The 18,055-nt window shown below is 39.7% G+C and carries 14 protein-coding genes and 1 pseudogene; 8 read left to right on the top strand and 7 right to left on the bottom strand.

The features are described 5' to 3' along the window. Positions 1 to 3 precede the first annotated feature (3 nt). Entirely contained in the window at positions 4 to 930 is a 927-nt protein-coding gene (locus tag F935_RS12520) for a DMT family transporter (protein ID WP_016139246.1), read from the bottom strand. Positions 931 to 1,169: 239 nt separating this feature from the next. Between F935_RS12520 and F935_RS12515 the strand changes: the two genes are divergently transcribed. The 3 genes from F935_RS12515 to F935_RS12505 are packed head-to-tail and all read left to right on the top strand — an operon-like array spanning position 1,170 to position 4,090. Continuing rightward, positions 1,170 to 2,297 (top strand): Re/Si-specific NAD(P)(+) transhydrogenase subunit alpha, encoded by a 1,128-nt coding sequence (locus F935_RS12515; RefSeq protein ID WP_004641209.1) that lies wholly within the window; start codon positions 1,170 to 1,172, stop codon positions 2,295 to 2,297. 11 nt (positions 2,298 to 2,308) lie between these two features. Continuing rightward, on the top strand, positions 2,309 to 2,623 hold the full coding sequence (locus F935_RS12510; RefSeq protein ID WP_003654992.1) for a proton-translocating transhydrogenase family protein: 315 nt from the start codon (positions 2,309 to 2,311) through the stop codon (positions 2,621 to 2,623). Positions 2,624 to 2,635: 12 nt separating this feature from the next. Then, entirely contained in the window at positions 2,636 to 4,090 is a 1,455-nt protein-coding gene (locus tag F935_RS12505) for an NAD(P)(+) transhydrogenase (Re/Si-specific) subunit beta (protein ID WP_016139245.1), read from the top strand. Positions 4,091 to 4,153: 63 nt separating this feature from the next. Here F935_RS12505 and F935_RS12500 read toward each other — a convergent pair whose 3' ends face one another. After that, the gene (locus tag F935_RS12500; RefSeq protein WP_016139244.1) at positions 4,154 to 4,975 is read right to left on the bottom strand and encodes an SDR family NAD(P)-dependent oxidoreductase; all 822 of its coding nucleotides are present in this window, start codon (positions 4,973 to 4,975) and stop codon (positions 4,154 to 4,156) included. Between the two features lie 165 nt (positions 4,976 to 5,140). Here F935_RS12500 and F935_RS12495 point away from each other — a divergent pair. After that, positions 5,141 to 6,402, top strand: a pseudogene (locus F935_RS12495) (SEC-C domain-containing protein). A 75-nt stretch (positions 6,403 to 6,477) separates the two neighbouring features. Here F935_RS12495 and rsfS read toward each other — a convergent pair. The 5 genes from rsfS to F935_RS12470 all read right to left on the bottom strand — a co-directional run bounded on the left by rsfS (position 6,478) and on the right by F935_RS12470 (position 12,340). Then, entirely contained in the window at positions 6,478 to 6,879 is a 402-nt protein-coding gene (gene rsfS / locus F935_RS12490; protein WP_016139242.1) for a ribosome silencing factor, read from the bottom strand. An 81-nt stretch (positions 6,880 to 6,960) separates the two neighbouring features. Then, positions 6,961 to 7,755 carry a hydroxypyruvate isomerase family protein gene (locus F935_RS12485; RefSeq protein WP_016139241.1) on the bottom strand — a complete coding sequence of 265 codons (795 nt, stop codon included), beginning with the start codon at positions 7,753 to 7,755 and terminating at the stop codon, positions 6,961 to 6,963. Positions 7,756 to 7,768: 13 nt separating this feature from the next. Next, on the bottom strand, positions 7,769 to 8,638 hold the full coding sequence (locus F935_RS12480; RefSeq protein WP_016139240.1) for an NAD(P)-dependent oxidoreductase: 870 nt from the start codon (positions 8,636 to 8,638) through the stop codon (positions 7,769 to 7,771). A gap of 11 nt (positions 8,639 to 8,649) precedes the next feature. Beyond that, positions 8,650 to 9,438, bottom strand: coding sequence for a crotonase/enoyl-CoA hydratase family protein (locus F935_RS12475; protein WP_016139239.1), 789 nt, complete (start codon positions 9,436 to 9,438; stop codon positions 8,650 to 8,652). A gap of 94 nt (positions 9,439 to 9,532) precedes the next feature. Continuing rightward, positions 9,533 to 12,340 (bottom strand): GacS-like sensor histidine kinase, encoded by a 2,808-nt coding sequence (locus F935_RS12470; RefSeq protein WP_016139238.1) that lies wholly within the window; start codon positions 12,338 to 12,340, stop codon positions 9,533 to 9,535. Between the two features lie 172 nt (positions 12,341 to 12,512). Here F935_RS12470 and cysM point away from each other — a divergent pair, with 172 nt between their 5' ends. The 4 genes from cysM to F935_RS12450 are packed head-to-tail and all read left to right on the top strand — an operon-like array spanning position 12,513 to position 18,014. Further along, positions 12,513 to 13,445: a cysteine synthase CysM gene (cysM, locus tag F935_RS12465; RefSeq protein ID WP_005036815.1), complete on the top strand. Its 933-nt coding sequence runs from the start codon at positions 12,513 to 12,515 to the stop codon at positions 13,443 to 13,445. 12 nt (positions 13,446 to 13,457) lie between these two features. Then, the gene (locus F935_RS12460) at positions 13,458 to 14,276 is read left to right on the top strand and encodes a 3'-5' exonuclease (protein ID WP_016139237.1); all 819 of its coding nucleotides are present in this window, start codon (positions 13,458 to 13,460) and stop codon (positions 14,274 to 14,276) included. Positions 14,277 to 14,285: 9 nt separating this feature from the next. After that, a complete protein-coding gene (rlmD, locus tag F935_RS12455; RefSeq protein WP_016139236.1) occupies positions 14,286 to 15,677 on the top strand; it encodes a 23S rRNA (uracil(1939)-C(5))-methyltransferase RlmD in 1,392 nt (463 codons plus the stop codon). Positions 15,678 to 15,707: 30 nt separating this feature from the next. Then, entirely contained in the window at positions 15,708 to 18,014 is a 2,307-nt protein-coding gene (locus tag F935_RS12450) for a RelA/SpoT family protein (protein WP_016139235.1), read from the top strand. Positions 18,015 to 18,055 lie beyond the last annotated feature (41 nt).

Here is an 18,055-nt window from a genome sequence, read left to right as displayed (position 1 = left end):
AATTTAATGTTTTAGTCTTTTCTTTCTAAGTGTAATCATCATCACACCCATAATGTTGAGAAGACAACCCATCCATTGCCACATATTTAAATGTTCATTTAGAAAAACGACTGCAAGCAAAATCGTTAAAACAGGTCCGATTGAAGCAATCATTGCTGATTGAGAGGCTCCAAGTCTTTCAATACTTTGCATGAGCATAACGGTAGGCAACACGGTGACCAAGAAGCCTAGGCCAACCCCATACCAAATCACACTAGATGGTAGTTGTAATAGAAGTTGAATCGGGTGAGGTGTGCTTAATACATAGTGTGTTAATGTGCCGATACAAGCCACAGTTAAAGCTAAACCTGTGAAATTCCAAGAACCAAATTTCTTAATTAATGGTGGGGTTAGTAATAAATAGCCTGCAAAAGCCACTGCACCTGCAAATACTAAACTTGTACCTAACCAGAAGTTGCCCTGAATTGGTGCGTTGCTGTGCTCTTGCAGCATGACTAACACGGTTCCACCATAACTAAGGAAAATGGCAAATAAACTTTTTGCATCTAATTTTTGTTTGTATAGCAGACTTGAGACGATGACGGTAAGAGTGGGATATAAAAATAGAATAATTCGCTCAAGAGAGGCGCTAATAAACATGAGACCCATAAAATCGAGCCAACTTGCAAAGTAGTAGCCTAATAGACCGGCAAAAATTAAAATTAGCCAATCCTTCTTTTTTATGCCCTTATTATGATGCCTGTTAAACCAACAAATGAGTAGAAAGAACGGTAAAGCGCTTAACATGCGTAAAGCCATCAGGACTGTAGCGTCGACTAATGGAGAAAGGGCATAAGTCTGTTTAATAAAGATTGCTTTTGTACTGAATAGAAAAGCAGAGCAAAGAGCAAAAAAAGACCCGATTTGAAACGAAGAAAACGAAATTTTCATATACAAGACTGTATAAGAGAGACTATTGTCTGCAAAAAAAGAAAAAGCTTCCTATATTACACCTCAAATCAAATATCGTGAATCATCAGTTCAAAATATGGGTATTTATTAAATAAATATTGGGTGGTATTTTAAAAAAGTTCAATTAGAATCCAAATTCTGTACAAAGAATACACATGGGGGAAACATTGCAGCTTAGCAATGTTTTTGACAATGAGAAATTAGCTTGAGGAACGCTCATGCAGATCGGAATCCCAACCGAAACTGTCGTCGGTGAAAATCGTGTAGCTGCTACGCCAGAGACAGTAAAGAAGTTGATTAGCGCTGGTCATAGCGTTGTAATTGAACGTGGTGCTGGTGTAAAGGCTGCGTACATTGACAGTGCTTATGAACAGGTCGGTGCAACCATTACGGATGATGCCTATACGGGTAGTCAAATTATTTTGAAAGTTCGCGCTCCACAAGGCGGGGAGATTCAAAAACTTCCAGCAAATACTGCTGTTGTAGCAATGTTTGATCCTTATCGTAATACCGAGCTAGATCAGTTTGCGAATCAGCAAGTTTCTGCTTTTGCTCTGGAATTGCTTCCTCGTACGCTTTCTCGTGCGCAGAATATGGACGTATTGTCTTCTCAGGCAAACCTTTCTGGTTATAAATCAGTGTTGCTTGCTGCTGCTGAATATCAGCGCATGTTCCCAATGCTTATGACTGCTGCTGGTACGGTAAAACCTGCTCGTGTTGTGATTATGGGTGTGGGCGTTGCAGGTCTTCAGGCAATTGCAACAGCAAAGCGTTTAGGCGCAATTGTTGAAGCAACTGATTTACGTCCTACAGCAAAAGATCAGGTTGAATCTTTAGGTGGTAAGTGGTTAGACGTACCAATGTCTGAAGAAGAACAACAACGTGCAGCAGATGCCGCTAAAAATGGTTATGGATGGATGCCGGGTGAGCAATACATCAAAGACCAAGCGGCGATTGTTGATAAGGCTGTTTCTAACGCTGACATCGTGATTACTACTGCGTTATTGCCAGGTCGTGATGCACCACGTCTAATCAAGGCTGAAACTGTTGCCAAGATGAAACCAGGTTCTGTCATTTTAGATATGGCTGTTGAGACTGGTGGTAACGTTGAAGGCTCTAAAGTGGGCGAGACTGTTTTTACAGAAAATGGCGTGAAAATTTTGGGTGTTCCAAATATTCCAGCCACTGTAGCGACAGAAGCTTCTGCACTATATGCACGTAACGTTTTCAATTTCGTAGAGACTTTATTCGACAAAGAGAAAAACTTTGCGATTAATCAGGAAGACGAAATCCAAAAAGCCCTATTGGTCACTCATGGCGGTCAAGTACTGCTTAAGCGTGGTTAAGGAGATTTCTCATGGTTGAAACTATTACAATTTTCGTCCTTGCCATCTTCGTAGGTTATTACGTAGTTTGGGGTGTTACACCAGCTTTACATACGCCACTTATGGCCGTAACCAATGCGTTGTCATCTATTATTGTAGTGGGTGCGATGTTGCAAACTGTGGGTCTACCTATTTTGGGTGTAGATGCTAACGTTGCATTTCAAAGTGTGAATGTGGTGAGCGTACTTGGTGCGATTGCAGTATTTTTGGCAAGCATTAATATTTTCGGTGGCTTTGCAGTAACTGCACGCATGCTGGAAATGTTCAAGCCTAAGCAAAAGAAATAAGAGGGCTTTGACATGGAATTTATTCAAGCAAACGCAAATTGGTTGTACCTTGTTGGCGCAATCCTCTTTATCTTGACGCTTCGTGGTTTGTCTGGCCCTAAAACAGCAATTCAAGGTAACCGTTACGGTATGATCGCGATGGCGATTGCAGTTGTAACGACCTTCTTTGTTGCGAATAACCCAGTCATCTGGATGATTGTTGGTGCAATGGTGTTGGGTGCAATCGTAGGTATTGCACGTGCTCGTACTGTACCAATGACACAAATGCCAGAAACTGTTGCGCTCATGCACTCTTTAGTTGGTTTGGCTGCTGTTTTAATTGCAATTGCTGCAATTTTGCATAATAACCAATTAACTGAATTGTTTGCTCAAAATGAGGCGGCTTTAACTGCGGCTGGTGTGCAACATGTGCACATGAGTGGTGTTCACTTATTTGAATTGTTCGTAGGTTGTTTTGTTGGCGCGATTACCTTTACTGCATCTGTGTTTGCGTACGGTAAATTAGCTGCAAAAAAATGGGCGAAAACAATTTCTGGTGCGTGGGTTAAACCTGTTCAAGCGCTTATTTTTATTGCGATGTTGGCTTGTGGTTTCTACTTCTTCACGACTGGTAATATGACTGCTTTCTGGGCAATGACAGCACTTGCGCTTGCATTTGGTTGGGTATGGATTGCACCAGTGGGTGGTGGTGATATGCCTGTAGTAGTATCGCTTCTTAACTCATTCTCGGGTTGGGCTGCGGCAGGTATTGGTTTTACACTTGAAAACAACATGTTGATCGTTGCGGGTTCTCTCGTAGGTTCATCTGGTGCGATTCTGTCGTACATCATGTGTAAAGCAATGAACCGTTCGATCATCAATGTATTGTTTGGTGGTGCAATGGGCGGTGCGGCAGTTGCTACTGCTGCCAAAGGTGAGCAAGTTCAACGTAACCATCGTTCTGGTTCTGCTGATGATGCTGGCTTCTTGATGTCAAATGCTGACAGTGTTGTGATTGTACCGGGTTATGGTATGGCGCAAGGTCGTGCACAAAATGCTGTAAAAGAATTGTGTGAAATTCTAAAAGAGCAAGGTGTTCGCGTTCGTTTCGCAATCCATCCGGTTGCTGGTCGTATGCCTGGTCACATGAATGTATTGCTTGCTGAAGCAGACGTAGCATATGAAGATATCTTGGAAATGGATGAGATTAACTCAGACTTCCCAGCAACAGATGTTGTGCTTGTAATTGGTGCAAATGACGTAGTTAACCCAGCTGCAAAAGATGATCCAACTTCACCGATTTATGGCATGCCGATTCTTGAAGCACATAAAGCGCGTACGATCATGGTGATTAAGCGTTCTATGGCTACAGGTTACGCAGGTCTAGACAATGATTTGTTCTACAATGAAAAAACGATGATGATCTTTGGTGATGCGAAGAAAGTTGTGGAAGATATGACAAAAGCAATCAATGGTGGCGGTCACTAATCTGACCTCAATCAGGATTGTAAAAGCCACCCTCGGGTGGCTTTTTTTATTTAGCTTATTTGTTTAAAGAAATTTTTCTACAAGGTTTAGTGATTGTTGATAGAGGTCGCGTGCCAATTGTTGGTTTTTGGCATGTGATGATTTCCAGTCTGGCATATGTGCACTGACATATTCACCATTGCGGTTTTGCCATGCATCTCCAGTTGCCATTTCTGTAATGAGTTTTGCTGGAACTGAAGTGGGAACTAATCCTAATTTCATCGCAGCATAAACTGGTTTTGGTAATTCGCGGTAAATATCAGAAGCAACACCGCCGGGGTGTAATGCATTGTTGGTAATTGAACTTCCTGCTAGCTGCTCTGCTAAGGCGTTGCTGAACAATAAATTTGCAAGTTTAGATTGTCCATAATAGAACAGGGGATTGTAAAAACCTTCGGCACGAAACTTGTTGGGTTTAATTGAGCCCACCCAGTGAGCAATTGATGCAAGATGAACAATACGTGCTTTCGGCGATTGTTGTAAAACTGGAAGTAGTTTTTGAGTTAGTAAAAAATGACCTAAATAATTAACGCCAAATTGCTGCTCGAAACCATCAGCAGTTAGTTGTTTGGTTTTGGCAAATAACCCTGCATTGTTAATGAGTACATCAAGGTTGCCATAGCGGTCGGCAATCTCATTAGCAGCTTTTTGAGTCAATTCAAGACTGTTTAAATCAAGGGAAATTAAATCGATTTGTCCTTGGTTAAGGGCGCGTAATTTGTTTTGTGCATCTTGGGCTTTTTCTGGATTTCGGCACGCTAAAATAACATGTTGCCCTTGTTTAACGAGTTGTTCTGCTGTGGCGAAACCAATACCTGTATTGGCGCCTGTAATTAATACTCTCACTTTCTGTACTCCAGTTATGCTATTTATTAGTGGGGGACTTCAAGAGTTTGTATATTGCTGTAAATCTGACAATTTGTCATGTCAAATTTGGTTGTAAGTGATGGTTAGTTCTTAATAACTAAAGTCAAACGGCTGATTCGAATGTTTTGATACTGAGAGTGTGAAATGATGAATGGAAATCAAAAAAGTCATACGCGAGAAATTCATGGCAGAACAAAATGTCCTTGTGAAAGTGGGAGAACATACGCGCAGTGTTGTAAGCAAACTGATCTAAAGTGGTGTGTTAGTGATAATGGGATGGTGTTGAAAAAAATTCCATTAACAGATGAGGCAATAAAACTTTTACAACAAGCTGAAGAGCATTTCTTTCAAGTGTTTGAAAGAAAGCCTCATAAAAATGATCCAGTATTTCTTGCCAAATATCTGCTGTCGGATGTTGATATGCAGCGTGAAATGGTTAGGAGTATGGAGGAAGCTAAAATAGCACCTGAGTTCATTTACGCATATCAAAAGACTGATGGGCTTTTATTGACAGAGGAAAATGAAAAGCTAGCAACAGGCAAGGATTTGGAAGATTGGAATAATGCAATTGATGAGTATTTTAGTGGTGTTTCAAAAAAATTAAGTAAATTAGAGATTTTATTCCAGTCTTTTACTGAGGAGGTTTTCGCTTGTATTATTTGTATTGGTTATATTCTGGAGAATGAAATATTAAGGTCAGCAATAAAAGAAAAAAGTTCGAGTAAATTTTTTACTGTGGATGACTATGTGCTTTTACATGTTACACAGACTGCAAATGCTCTTCGAGCTATTGATGTATTACTAAATGAAAGAATGAGTAGTAATAGTTTACCTTTGATAAGACATATATATGAAAATTATATCCATATTGTTTTTGCAGTGAATTGCCCTGATCAACTTATAAATTTAATTGATGTCCCTATTGGATTGTCTCAGGGATTGTATGTATATGCTAAAAATAATAAGGGGGGTGAGGATAAAAGAGTAATTATTAGGAAGTCTGATGGAAAGAAATTTAAAGGATATATTTCGAATTATTCAATGTTAAATAGTAGTCGGTATCAAGAAGATACTTTACTATTTGATTCCTTATATAATTTTTATCAGATTATACACACCCATCATTAACTAACCTTTCTTTAAGAATGGAAAAAGATGGTCGAATAGATCATTTAAAAAATGGTTTGGAAAGAGAGGCTCGATTCTATTCGATATGCATCTCTGGAATGGTTTTGGATCAAATGAGAAGCTTGAATTGTATTTCAAAAAGAGCCAAAAAAGATATTGTGGTGATCGCTGGTAGAATTTCTAGAAAAGCTAATGAGTTGTTAGATCTACTATATGTGGAAGAAAAGCCTGAACATATAAATATACTTCAAACTAGAATGTCGAAATTGGGGTGCTAGAGTTCTCTTTTTATTTTTATAAAGCAGATAAATAAAAAGCGGCTCAAAAGAGCCGCTTTTTTTAAAAGCAAAATTTTAAGCAACCGACTCTGGAGCGGTACGCCATAAGCTTTCTAAATCGTAGAATTTACGAGCTGTTGGTAGCATCACATGTACTACAACAAAGCCGAGATCAATCAAGATCCATTCTGCATCTCGTTCACCTTCAACGCCAATCGGGCGGAAACCGGCTTTTCGAGCTTCTTCTGCAACATTGTCTGCGAGTGCTTTCACATGACGAGTAGAGGTGCCGCTCGCAATTACGATAGCATCAGAGACATTGCTAATTGAGCTAACATCTAACTGGAGAATATCTTTTGCTTTTACATCAACTAAAGCGTCATGAACGACTTCGAGACAAGTTTGTACGTCTTTATTTGAGGCATTCATTGCGAAATCGTGAGAATTAGACACGCTGGGCGATGGTTCTAAATTCATATAGGGTATATTTTCCTGACAATTACTCACTATCTAATATAGTCGTTTTCGCAATAAATTTCAAACAGAACTCGTAACAGTTTATATATTTACATCATCGGAAAAATACTTTTTCTTCCAAGTAAATGACTGATTTGAAGTATTTTCAGGTTTATATTCTGCTGCGATATAGTTTTGATAAGAACTTTGCTTGAGCCAAGAAAAAATTTGTTCATAGGGAATTTGAGCTGTATCTGGCTCATGACGGCCCGGACAATCTGCAAATTGAATGTGTCCAATTGAGTTAATATTCTCTTGTAAACCCTCAAGTATATCTTCTCCCATCATCGCCATGTGATAGCAGTCATATTGCATTTTTAGAGTAGGATCATTGACTGCTTCTAGCATTTCTTGTGCCTGCGCAATATTTTGTACTAAAAAGCGGGGCATATCTGTACCGTTAATCATTTCAAAAACGGGTTCTATACCGTATTCACTGAGCACATTACACGCAAGTTTCAAATTAGCTGCTAATGTTTTCAAGCAAGGAAGTAAGTCGGCATCTAGAGGTTGTTTACCTGCTAAAATATTGATACGAGGAACTTTTAAAGCGGTGGCATAGCTAATGGCTAACTCTAACGCTTCACGGAAAGCTATTTCTTGGCCGGGTACGCCTGCTAAACCATTTCCGCCTTGCATAAGATCACCCGCAGGTACATTAATTAGGCAAAGGCTAAGATTGTAGCGTTCGAGTTGAGTTTGAATATCTGAAATAGCCAATTCATAAGGAAATTGAATTTCTACATATTCAAAGCCCTGTGCATGGGCTAGAGCAAAGCGTTCGATTAAAGGAACTTCGGTAAAAATCATGGATAAATTGACTGCAAGACGACCCATACTCAAACTCCGTTTATTTTTGCTCTATTAATTGAATCATAGTAGCTAAATCTTTCTCAGCAAAGCCATTTTTTTGGTGAGTTTGTAGCTGTAATAGAGCTTTTTGTGCAACTGGGATGTCTAAATTAACATTGTGAGCCAATGTTACCGCGTTGTTAAGATCCTTAGATAATGTTTGAACTTTCCACTGAATTGGCTCAAAGGTATGCGTTGCCATACGTGGAGTTAGAATTTGAAAGGGTTTCGAGTCTGCAAATCCACCCGCTAATGCTGGAGCGAGTAAAGTTGTATCTACACCAGCTCGGTCTGCAAGTGCAACAGCTTCTGCAATCAGGGCACTGTTGGCTGCAACAATCAGTTGGTTGCAAATTTTGGTAGCTTGGCCTGTTCCTGTATCTCCCATTCGAGTCACGCGCTGGGATAGAACATTGTAAACAGGCGTTAGGTCTGTAATCGTTTGAGCATCACCACCTGCAAAAATGACAAGAGTGCCTTGTTCTGCACCTGCTGTTCCACCGGATACAGGTGAATCAATCCATATTACTTGATGTGTGGCGGCTACTTGGGCAAGTATTTTTGTTGCAGCAACAGATAAACTCGAGAAATCAACAATAACCTGCTCAGCTTTTAAGTGAGGCTGAATTTGTTTAAATACGGTTTCTACTGCTTTGTCATCTGCCAAGCAGGTTAAAATAACAGGATATTCACCCATATCTGAAAGTTCTAAAGCTTGTGCACCGATATCAATCAGTTCTTCACATGCAGAGAAAGTCCGATTCCAAACCGCAACTTGAAAGCCGGCTTGAATGAGGCGGGTTGCCATCCGACTTCCCATAAGCCCCATACCTAAAAAAGCAATAGGGGTGTTGCGATCAAAATTCATAATCTAAGCTCTTATTTATATTGGCGTGGTAAAAAGTTAACTTCCGGATGTTTGTCTTTTTTACGAGCAAGTTTGCTATTTTTACCAAGTAATAATTTAAGTTGCCAGATTTTTTCGAGACGTAATGATTTTTCTGGTTGATGCTCCATTGCATCAAGTACACGTTTTGCGGCAGTGAGGGCATCAGGTGAACGCTGCAACATTTCAGCTGCAATTTGATTTGCTCTTTCTAGTGGGGAGTCACTTAAGTGAGTCACAAGGCCGATTTCTTTTGCATAATTCCCATCAAAAACACGAGCCGTTAAGGTAAGTTCTTTTGCAAGGTCAACGCTAATTAAACCTTTTAATGAGCGAGTAAGTCCCATATCAGGGACTAAACCCCAACGGCTTTCCATAATCGACATTTTTGTTTCTGGATGAGAAATTCGGATATCAGAAGCCAAGGCAAGTTGCATACCCGCGCCGAAACAATACCCTTCTAATGCAGCAATAACTGGGACAGGTAAATTCTGCCAAGTCAGAAATGCTTTTTGAAAAAGACTTTGTCCGGGTTTTACAAGTTCCCAAATGGCAAAAGCAGAGTTTTTCGGATTGTTTAGGTCGGATAAATCAATTCCAGCACTAAACACATTCCCTTCGCCTGTCAAAATAACACAGCGAATATCTCTATCCTTTTTAATTGCTTTTGCAGTTGAAACTAACTCTTTTAATAAGGCAAAACTCATTGCATTGCGTTTGTCTGGACGGTTTAAATATACCGTTGCAATGCCATTATTTTTTTCAATACGTAAGAGTGCCATGAGATTCCCGCTTCTTTTTTTATAGATGAACGGAGCATAACATGGCTGTAATTTGGAAACATGACAGCCCAGTCATACCTATTTGATAGATATGTTAGTCAGGGATTACCAAGATCTGGAGAGCGGCACTTTCTACTTCTTTAACCACAAGACCTAGTTCATCAAAGCGCTGCATCACTTCTTCAATGAAGCCTTCATCTGCTATACGGCGTTCTTTACGTAGTGTTGAAATAAATTGCTCAAAGTCCCCAGTTACTTGTTGTAGTTTTGGGGCACCTACATAGCGAGTAGCACCATAGAGGCGATGTAAAACATGCTCAAGTTGAGGAAAGTCTTCAAGCTCAATGAGCTGCTGCATTTCATCTAGTTCAGTTGGAAAACTATCAACTAACATTTTAAGTAGATCTTGTGCTAAGTCTTCTTTATTTGCTGCAAGCTGCAAACTTTGTTGCCAGTTTAAAATTTGTGGGTCTAAAGCTTCAGCAACGACATGGTGGTCTTTATCTAAGGCTTTTGCTGTAAAGTTGTTTTTAGTCCATTGCGTTAAGATCTGGATGATTTGCTCCATTTGAATTGGCTTAGTGACATAGTCATTCATGCCTACTTTAAGGAGTTTTTGTTTTTCATCGGCAAGTGCATGGGCAGTTAGTGCAATAATTGGAAGCTGCATTTCTCCATCTAAAGTCGACTCTAAAGAGCGAATAGCACGAGTGGTATCAATGCCTGACATGACAGGCATTTGAATGTCCATAAACACCAAATCAAATGGTTTAAGTTTCTGATCAATTCGCTCTTGGATCAGGTTAAGTGCTTCTTGACCACTGAGTGCTTTAGTTGTTTTAACGTTTAATTCACCGAGTAAGGCTTCTAAAACAATTAAGTTAGGGAGGTGGTCATCTACTGCCAGAATGTGTAAGCCCTGACCATTAAAGTCTTGTTGTTCCTCTTCAAAAATAGGTTGATCATTTAATAATTGAATGAGTCCACTTCGACTTAATGGTTGATATAGAGGACGAGCACGGTATTCACTGAGCATGTTTGGCTCAAGCGTCATTTGATAGCCATAGACGGCTAAATTGCCTTGATAACGGCTACGGATTTCTTTTAATAATGCTTCTGTGTCGCCGCTATGGTCAACAATGAGCCATGTATTATCTTTCTGATCAAGATGTTTTAAGCGGCTAAACAAGTCCAAAATCGATTGAGTTTCGATGTGTGGAACATGGTAGTTTTCAAGGTAGTAACGTAAAACACTTGCTGTAGCAGGGTGCGCAAGATAAGACACCACTTGTAAATGTTCAAAGTGCGGGTGTTCGATTTCGTAGTCTTCATCTACCACAAATTGTGCGGTAAACCAGAAGGTCGAGCCTTTTTCTGTTGGAGCACGTTCTTGGTTATCTTCAAAGCCAATTTGACCATGCATGAGATGAACAAGCTGTTTAGAAATAGCAAGACCTAAACCTGTACCACCAAATTGACGTGTAACTGAGGCATCGCCTTGCGAGAATGATTCAAATAATTTTTTACGGTCTGTACCACTTAAACCAATACCACTGTCTTGAACACTGAAATGAAGCAGACATTGCCCAATATCATCATGTTCCATACGAACACGAACAATAATTTCGCCATCTGGAGTGAACTTGATCGCATTAGAAATCAAGTTGGTCAGAATTTGCTTGAAGCGTAAAGCATCACCAATCACTTGCTGTGGAATGTTGTCCGCATAGTAAAAAGCCATGGCGATATGTTTTTGAGCAGCCAATGGAGATAGCATATCCATGACATCAAAAATGGCTTCTTCTAAATCAAAAGGTGCTGTTTCTAGTTCTAGCTTACCCGCATCAATTTTTGAGAAATCTAATACATCGTTAATTAATGCCAATAAATGGGCAGATGACTTACGAATGGTTTGTAAATAAAGATTTTGTTCGTTATTTAAATTTTGTTGACGAAGCAATAAATGAATAAAACCATCAATACTGTTGAGAGGCGTTCGTAGCTCATGACTAATATTGGCAAGGAAAACTGACTTTGCTTGGTTTGATGAAATCGCTTGGTCACGTGCTTGACGATAAGTAATGTTTTGGACTTCTAAGGTATCTAGTGTTCTGCGTAAGTCTTCTTCAGTTTGTTCAGTGTGTTCTTTTAATTCTAGAAAGCTAAAGTGTAATCGCTTAACAACATTTGCAATATCGCGTTGTAGTAAGCGTAGCTCTCCAGTACTGTTAATAACTAGGTGCTGATCTAAAGTATCTGCATTTAGGCGTTGTAACTGCATGCGAATTTCATACATCGGCGCAATCCAGCGACGAGAGTAAAAATTCAAACACAGTAAAAGTAACAGTAGGGTCATTAATCCAGTAATGACGAGAGCAATCATAATGCGATAACGTGCCAACTCTAGAGGCTGGTTATCCATTTCAATCATTAACCAAACTGGGGCTTTTCCAGCTTTGTTACTAATCTGCATTCCATAAATATTGTTGTGGTTATAAGAGATGGGACCAAAAAAAATATTGCTACTAGGAAAGCTCGGCCAATAACGATTATCACGATAACCAATACTTAAATAAGTTTGTCCGTTGTTATCAATTAATACTGCGCGTTTAAGATTTTTTTCGCTAAACATGCTTTGCATGATGTGCTGGGCATGATCGTACTCATCGGGCTCTAGTTCGACCAGCGTGTACAAATCTTTCGAAATTTGATTGTAGCGAGCTAAAATTGCTGAGGCGTGATGTAGCTGTTGTTGTTTTACCGAATGTGATGTTTCAGTTAAAACCAGAAAAGCACCGACCCCTGTTAAAATCATAATCGGCACAAAAATTAGAGCAATCAATTGCCCATATGCATGATTCAGACGTAAGCGTTTCGATATGGTTTTATTGAAATTAGACATGGCTACATCAGATTTATCTCTCTGTACGGCATCTTATCACGCTTTATTTTAAAACAGACTGCATTTTATAAATGACCGAGCTTTAATCGCTTTCATGAAAAAGCATATTGAAATGGGTGCAGTAGCGAGCATTTTTTCATACAATAGGTGCACCTCGATATAGGTATTGATCATGAGTAATACACAACCTGACTTTTTAGCCGACGAATTTTTGTTAGATCACTATGTAGGTAAGACACCTCTAGTTCGTTTGCAGCGATTGGCTTCTCATACGCAAGCGACGGTTTTAGCAAAATTAGAAGGCAATAATCCGGCAGGTTCTGTAAAAGATCGTCCTGCATATAACATGATTATGCAGGCAGAAAAACGTGGTCAAATTAAGCCAGGCGACACCTTGATTGAGGCAACCAGTGGGAACACAGGTATTGCTTTGGCAATGGTTGCTGCAATGCGTGGCTATAAAATGAAACTTATTATGCCGAACAACATGAGTCAGGAACGTAAAGATGCGATGCTGGCTTATGGCGCAGAGTTGATTGAAGTAACACCGCAGCAAGGTATGGAAGGTGCACGTGATTTAGCTTTGCAAATGGAAAAAGAAGGCAAAGGGCACGTTTTAAATCAGTTTGGTAATCCTGATAATGTTGAAGCTCATTACTTAACAACAGGTCCTGAAATTTGGAAACAAACAGGTGGGAAAATCACCCATTTTGTAAGCTCAATGGGTACGACAGGTACCATCATGGGTGTTTCTAAATATTTAAAAGAACAAAACCCAGATATTCAAATTGTTGGTTTACAACCAGCAGATGGATCAAGTATTGCTGGTATTCGCCGTTGGCCAAAAGAATATTTACCTACTATTTTTGATAGTAGCCGTGTGGATCGTACTATTGATATTCCACAAATTGATGCTGAAAAAACAATGCGTAAATTAGCACGCATGGAAGGCATTAGTGCGGGGACATCTTCAGGCGGTGCGGTATGGGCATCCATTAAGATTGCAGAAGAAAATCCAGATGCTGTTATTGTTTGCATTATCTGTGACCGTGGCGATCGCTACTTGTCTACAGGATTGTTTTCAGTACAGGACGACAACTCATAATTGAGAGAAATAATGCGTTTCCCAACCTTAGTTTTTGATATTGAAACTTTAACTGATTTAAAAGCGGGATCGCATTTATATCATCTTGATTTGCCAGAGGCTGATGTAGAACAAGCATTGACTAAACTCCGTCGTCAAGAATCAGGCATGGATTTTCAGCGCTTACCTTTGCATGAAATTGTTTGTATTTCTGGCCTATGGATTGATGAGTCAGGTTTTAGATTATTCTCTTTTAGTCGTGAACAATATTCTGAAGCCGAGATTTTGCAAAAGTTCTTATCAATTTTTGATAAGCGTCATCCGACTTTAGTGAGTTGGAACGGTTCACAATTTGATTTACCCGTTATTCTATTTCGCGCAATGTATCATGGGCTTTCTGCACCGGGCTTGTTTGATCAAGGTGAGATTGATAGCCAGAAGCGTTTTAATAATTACCAAAACCGTTATCACCATCGCCACATTGATTTAATGGATGTGATGGCAATGTTTAATGGGCGTAATTTTCAAAAGCTTGATGATATTGCCTGCATTTTAGGTTTGCCGGGTAAACGCGGTGAATCGGGTTATCATGTACCAGAATATGTTCGTAATCAGCAGTGGTTAAAATTGACTAGCTATTGCGAAGGGGATGTACTCAATACATGGTTCGTCTATGTACGTTGGTTGTTATTAAAAGGACAATTAACAGTAGATGAGCATAATGATTGGGTAAACTCTAGTATTGATTATTTGAAAAATATTCCTCAGCAAGCAGATTTTCTTGAAGTATGGGAACGTACCTCAAAACATAGTGAATTTACTTCACACTATTTTAATTCTTCAGATTTTTAGGTTCATTCTTTGAAACAACAAGCCAAATCTCGCAAGCCTCAACAACCTGAATACATTTTTCAAGTTGAAACACTTTCTCATGAGGGGCGGGGAATTGCGCATTATGGTTCTCATCCTGATCATCCAGCAGATAAGCATGGCAAAAAAGTATTTATTCGTTATGCATTGCCCGGAGAAACTGTAAAGGCTCAGATTACCCATCAAGCGAAGCGTCTTGAAGAAGCAGAGATGGTGCAGTTGTTAGGAGAACCGTCAACTCATCGTATAGATGCAATTTGCCCTCATTATGGAATTTGCGGTGGCTGTAGCATGCAGCATATCGATCGTGATGAACAAATCCGCTTAAAGCAAAGTGTGCTCCAATCGCATTTACAACATTTTGCAGGCATCCAACCTGAACAGTGGCTTGAGCCGATTCGATCTTTACAAAGCGATTATCGTCGTCGTGCTCGAATCGGTGTGCGCTATCTGCCGAAGCCAGATCGCTTAATTATGGGGTTTCGTGAACATCATAGTAATCGACTCACTTCTATCCACAGTTGTAGCGTTTTGGATAAAAAATTATCAGATAGCTTGCCTGAGCTGCGTATTTTACTCCAAAGTCTAAAAGGCAAAGCGCATATAGGTCATGTAGAATTAGCAAAAGGTGATCATGAAATTTCTTTGTTGGTTCGTCATGTAGAAAAATTAAACAATTCTGATGTCAACCAATTAAAGCAATTTGCGTTAGACAAAGGGTGGCAGTTGTATTTACAGCCTAAGGGACCTGAAAGTATTCGTCGTATTGATGATGAAAAAGGTGCTTTACGTTTACACTATGCCTTAGAGCGGTTTGATGTAAATTTTGCTTTTTCGCCATTGGATTTTACTCAGGTCAATGCCACAGTAAATGAACAAATGGTTCAATTGGCATGTGAATTGCTTCAATTGCAACCAGGTGAAAAAGTACTTGATCTATTTAGTGGTTTAGGCAACTTTTCACTCCCGTTAGCACGATGTGTTGGAGAGAGTGGTCAGGTTGTTGGTGTGGAAGGGAGTGAAGATATGGTTCAGCGCGCAACAGCTAATGCAAAAAGCAATAGTTTGGTGCAGGCAACCTTCTTTTCACAAGATTTAACAAAAGATTTTTCGCATCATTCTTGGGCAAATCAAGGATTTGATGCATTATTGATTGATCCTCCTCGTGCTGGTGCATATGAAATTATGCAGTATGTATCAAATTTTGGAGCAAAAAGAATCGTTTATGTATCATGTAATCCAGCTACACTGGCAAGGGATGCGGGTGTTTTGGTCCAACATGGTTACCAGTTAAAAAAAGCAGCTGTGATGGACATGTTTATGCACACAGAACATGTTGAATCCATTGCACTATTTGAAAAAATTCAAGAGATAAACGATTAAAAACATGAGTTACATATTGAGGAGAATGGTATGGTCACAGTACGTGAACAGTTACCTGAACAACTAACAGAGTTGTCCGAGGAAACGACTGTAGAGCATGCCGCCGAAACGCAAATCGGTTTAGCCTCATGGTTGGATCGGGTGCGTGAAATATTAGATGGGGCGAAGCTTGAACAGCTTGAGCAGGTTGCTCATTTAACCCTGCAAAAAGAGTTAGACTCAACGGTTAATCATCGGTCCAATACTTTCGCTACTGGCGTTGGAATGGCCGATATTTTGGCACATCTCCATGTAGATGAAGATACTCTATCGGCAGCCATGCTCTATCGTAGTGTGCGTGAAGACATTACTGATATAGAAGAAGTAAAAAAGAAATTTGGAGATCAGGTCTATAACCTTGTCAAAGGCGCTTTGGCAATGGGTAAGCTCTCGGAACTCATTGAGAAAAATAAACGGTTAGAAGATCATTTTAATAACAATCAACGAGAACATTTAAGTGGCATTTATAAAATGCTGATTTCGGTTACCGAAGATGTTCGTGTTGTTTTAATTAAACTTGCTGAACGTACCTATTCTTTACGAGAGCTTGCAAATTCATCTCGTGAACGTCAAGAACGCGTAGCACGTGAAATTCTTACTATTTATTCGCCATTGGCACATCGACTCGGTATTGCTCAGCTTAAATGGGAACTTGAAGATCTCGCTTTTCGCTATTTGGCTCCAGATCGTTATAAAGAAATTGCATCATTACTAAATGAAAAACGTTTAGAGCGTGAACATTATATTCAGTTCGTGATTGACCGTTTAAAAAATGAGTTAGCGTCTTACGGAATCGAGTCAGAAATCACAGGTCGAGCAAAACACATTTATTCGATTTATCGAAAAATGAAAAGCAAAAACCTGAGTTTTGATCAGCTCTATGATATTCGTGCTTTACGTGTATTGGTTAATAGTGTCCCTGAGTGTTACCACTCTTTGGGGATTGTTCATCAAATCTGGCGCCATATTCCGCATCAGTTTGATGACTATATTACCAACCCGAAAGCAAATGGTTATCGCTCATTGCATACGGCTGTAATTGCTGAGAATAAATCGCTTGAAGTACAAATTCGTACTCATGAGATGCATGACGAAGCAGAGTTAGGCGTATGTTCGCACTTTAACTATAAAGAAGGTTCAAAGAATACTGACCATTCCTTTAATCATCGTTTGCATTCATTGCGTGCCGTTCTAGAACACTACCAAGAACGCAATGACACGACAGTACATCAAAACGAAGATGAAACAGAAGGCTTTGATCAACTACAAGATTTTGAAGGCTTTGAGAAGATTTATGTTTTCAGTCGTGATGGTGACATTAAGGAACTACCACGTGGCTCAACAGTTTTAGATTTTGCTTATCATGTGCATACGGAAGTAGGGAATAAGTGTTACGCAGCGCGAGTTAACCAGCGCTATGTGCCATTAACCTATACTTTAAAAACGGGTGAGCAGGTTGAAATTTTAACTAAAAAAGATCGTGATCCAAACCGAGATTGGTTGGTGAATTCTTTAGGTTATATTAAAACCTCTCGTGCTCGTGACAAGCTGCGTCATTGGTTTAGACAGCAAGATCGTAGTAAAAATCTTGAAGTGGGCCGTGAGCTTCTTAATAAAGAGTTAGCTCGTCTAGCGATTCACCCAAAAAGTATCGACCTAAATGATTACTCATCACATTTTAACGTGAAAACGGGTGATGACATTTTGGTGAGTCTAGTAAGCGGTGATATTAGCTTACATGCCTTGATTAATCAGGTGAATCGTCAAATGCATCTAGATCAGGATGAACCTGAACTAGTGCTTAAACCAGCATTAAATCCACGTGCTAGTCATACGTTGTCTGCTCATGGAATTTTAATTGATGGTTTAGACAATGTAGAGCTGCATATCGCGCAGTGCTGTCAGCCCGTACATGGTGAGTCAATCGCTGGATATATTACTTTGAACCGTGGTGTTAGTATCCACAAAGTCATTTGTTCAGACTATCAGCGTATGATTAAGCAAGAACCAGAACGTGCTGTTGAAGCCGATTGGGAAATGCAGCCAACACGTGGTCAAAGTGTTCAGATTGTGGTGGAAGCTTATGATCGTCGTGGTCTGCTTAAAGACTTAACTCAAGTGATTTTCTCTGATCAAATCAATATTCGTCAGGTTAATACAATTTCTGAGGCAGATGGTATTGCCAATATGAAGTTGTTAATTGAGGTTAAGGGGTTAGCACAGTTGTCTCGTTTATTGGCTCGCTTAGAGCAACAGCCTGGAATTATTAGTGCGCGACGCATGATTCAAGGTGTTTAAATAAATTGAGTAAAAAGGCTGTCAAATGACAGCCTTTTTAT

The sequence above is a fragment of the Acinetobacter calcoaceticus ANC 3811 genome (assembly GCF_000399665.1).
GTDB classification, from domain to species: domain Bacteria; phylum Pseudomonadota; class Gammaproteobacteria; order Pseudomonadales; family Moraxellaceae; genus Acinetobacter; species Acinetobacter calcoaceticus_B.
The sequence above is the reverse complement of the archived record's forward strand: the minus strand, read 5'-3'. Positions and strand labels throughout refer to the sequence as shown.

What these genes read in the sequence shown, in the direction of transcription:
- F935_RS12470 (WP_016139238.1), bottom strand. Translation starts at nt 12,340, where the DNA reads ATGTCTAATTTCAATAAAACCATATCGAAACGCTTACGTCTGAATCAT.
- F935_RS12485 (WP_016139241.1), bottom strand. Translation starts at nt 7,755, where the DNA reads ATGGGTCGTCTTGCAGTCAATTTATCCATGATTTTTACCGAAGTTCCT.
- F935_RS12450 (WP_016139235.1), top strand. Translation starts at nt 15,708, where the DNA reads ATGGTCACAGTACGTGAACAGTTACCTGAACAACTAACAGAGTTGTCC.
- F935_RS12520 (WP_016139246.1), bottom strand. Translation starts at nt 930, where the DNA reads ATGAAAATTTCGTTTTCTTCGTTTCAAATCGGGTCTTTTTTTGCTCTT.
- rsfS (WP_016139242.1), bottom strand. Translation starts at nt 6,879, where the DNA reads ATGAATTTAGAACCATCGCCCAGCGTGTCTAATTCTCACGATTTCGCA.
- F935_RS12480 (WP_016139240.1), bottom strand. Translation starts at nt 8,638, where the DNA reads ATGAATTTTGATCGCAACACCCCTATTGCTTTTTTAGGTATGGGGCTT.
- F935_RS12510 (WP_003654992.1), top strand. Translation starts at nt 2,309, where the DNA reads ATGGTTGAAACTATTACAATTTTCGTCCTTGCCATCTTCGTAGGTTAT.
- F935_RS12505 (WP_016139245.1), top strand. Translation starts at nt 2,636, where the DNA reads ATGGAATTTATTCAAGCAAACGCAAATTGGTTGTACCTTGTTGGCGCA.
- F935_RS12460 (WP_016139237.1), top strand. Translation starts at nt 13,458, where the DNA reads ATGCGTTTCCCAACCTTAGTTTTTGATATTGAAACTTTAACTGATTTA.
- F935_RS12475 (WP_016139239.1), bottom strand. Translation starts at nt 9,438, where the DNA reads ATGGCACTCTTACGTATTGAAAAAAATAATGGCATTGCAACGGTATAT.
- cysM (WP_005036815.1), top strand. Translation starts at nt 12,513, where the DNA reads ATGAGTAATACACAACCTGACTTTTTAGCCGACGAATTTTTGTTAGAT.
- F935_RS12515 (WP_004641209.1), top strand. Translation starts at nt 1,170, where the DNA reads ATGCAGATCGGAATCCCAACCGAAACTGTCGTCGGTGAAAATCGTGTA.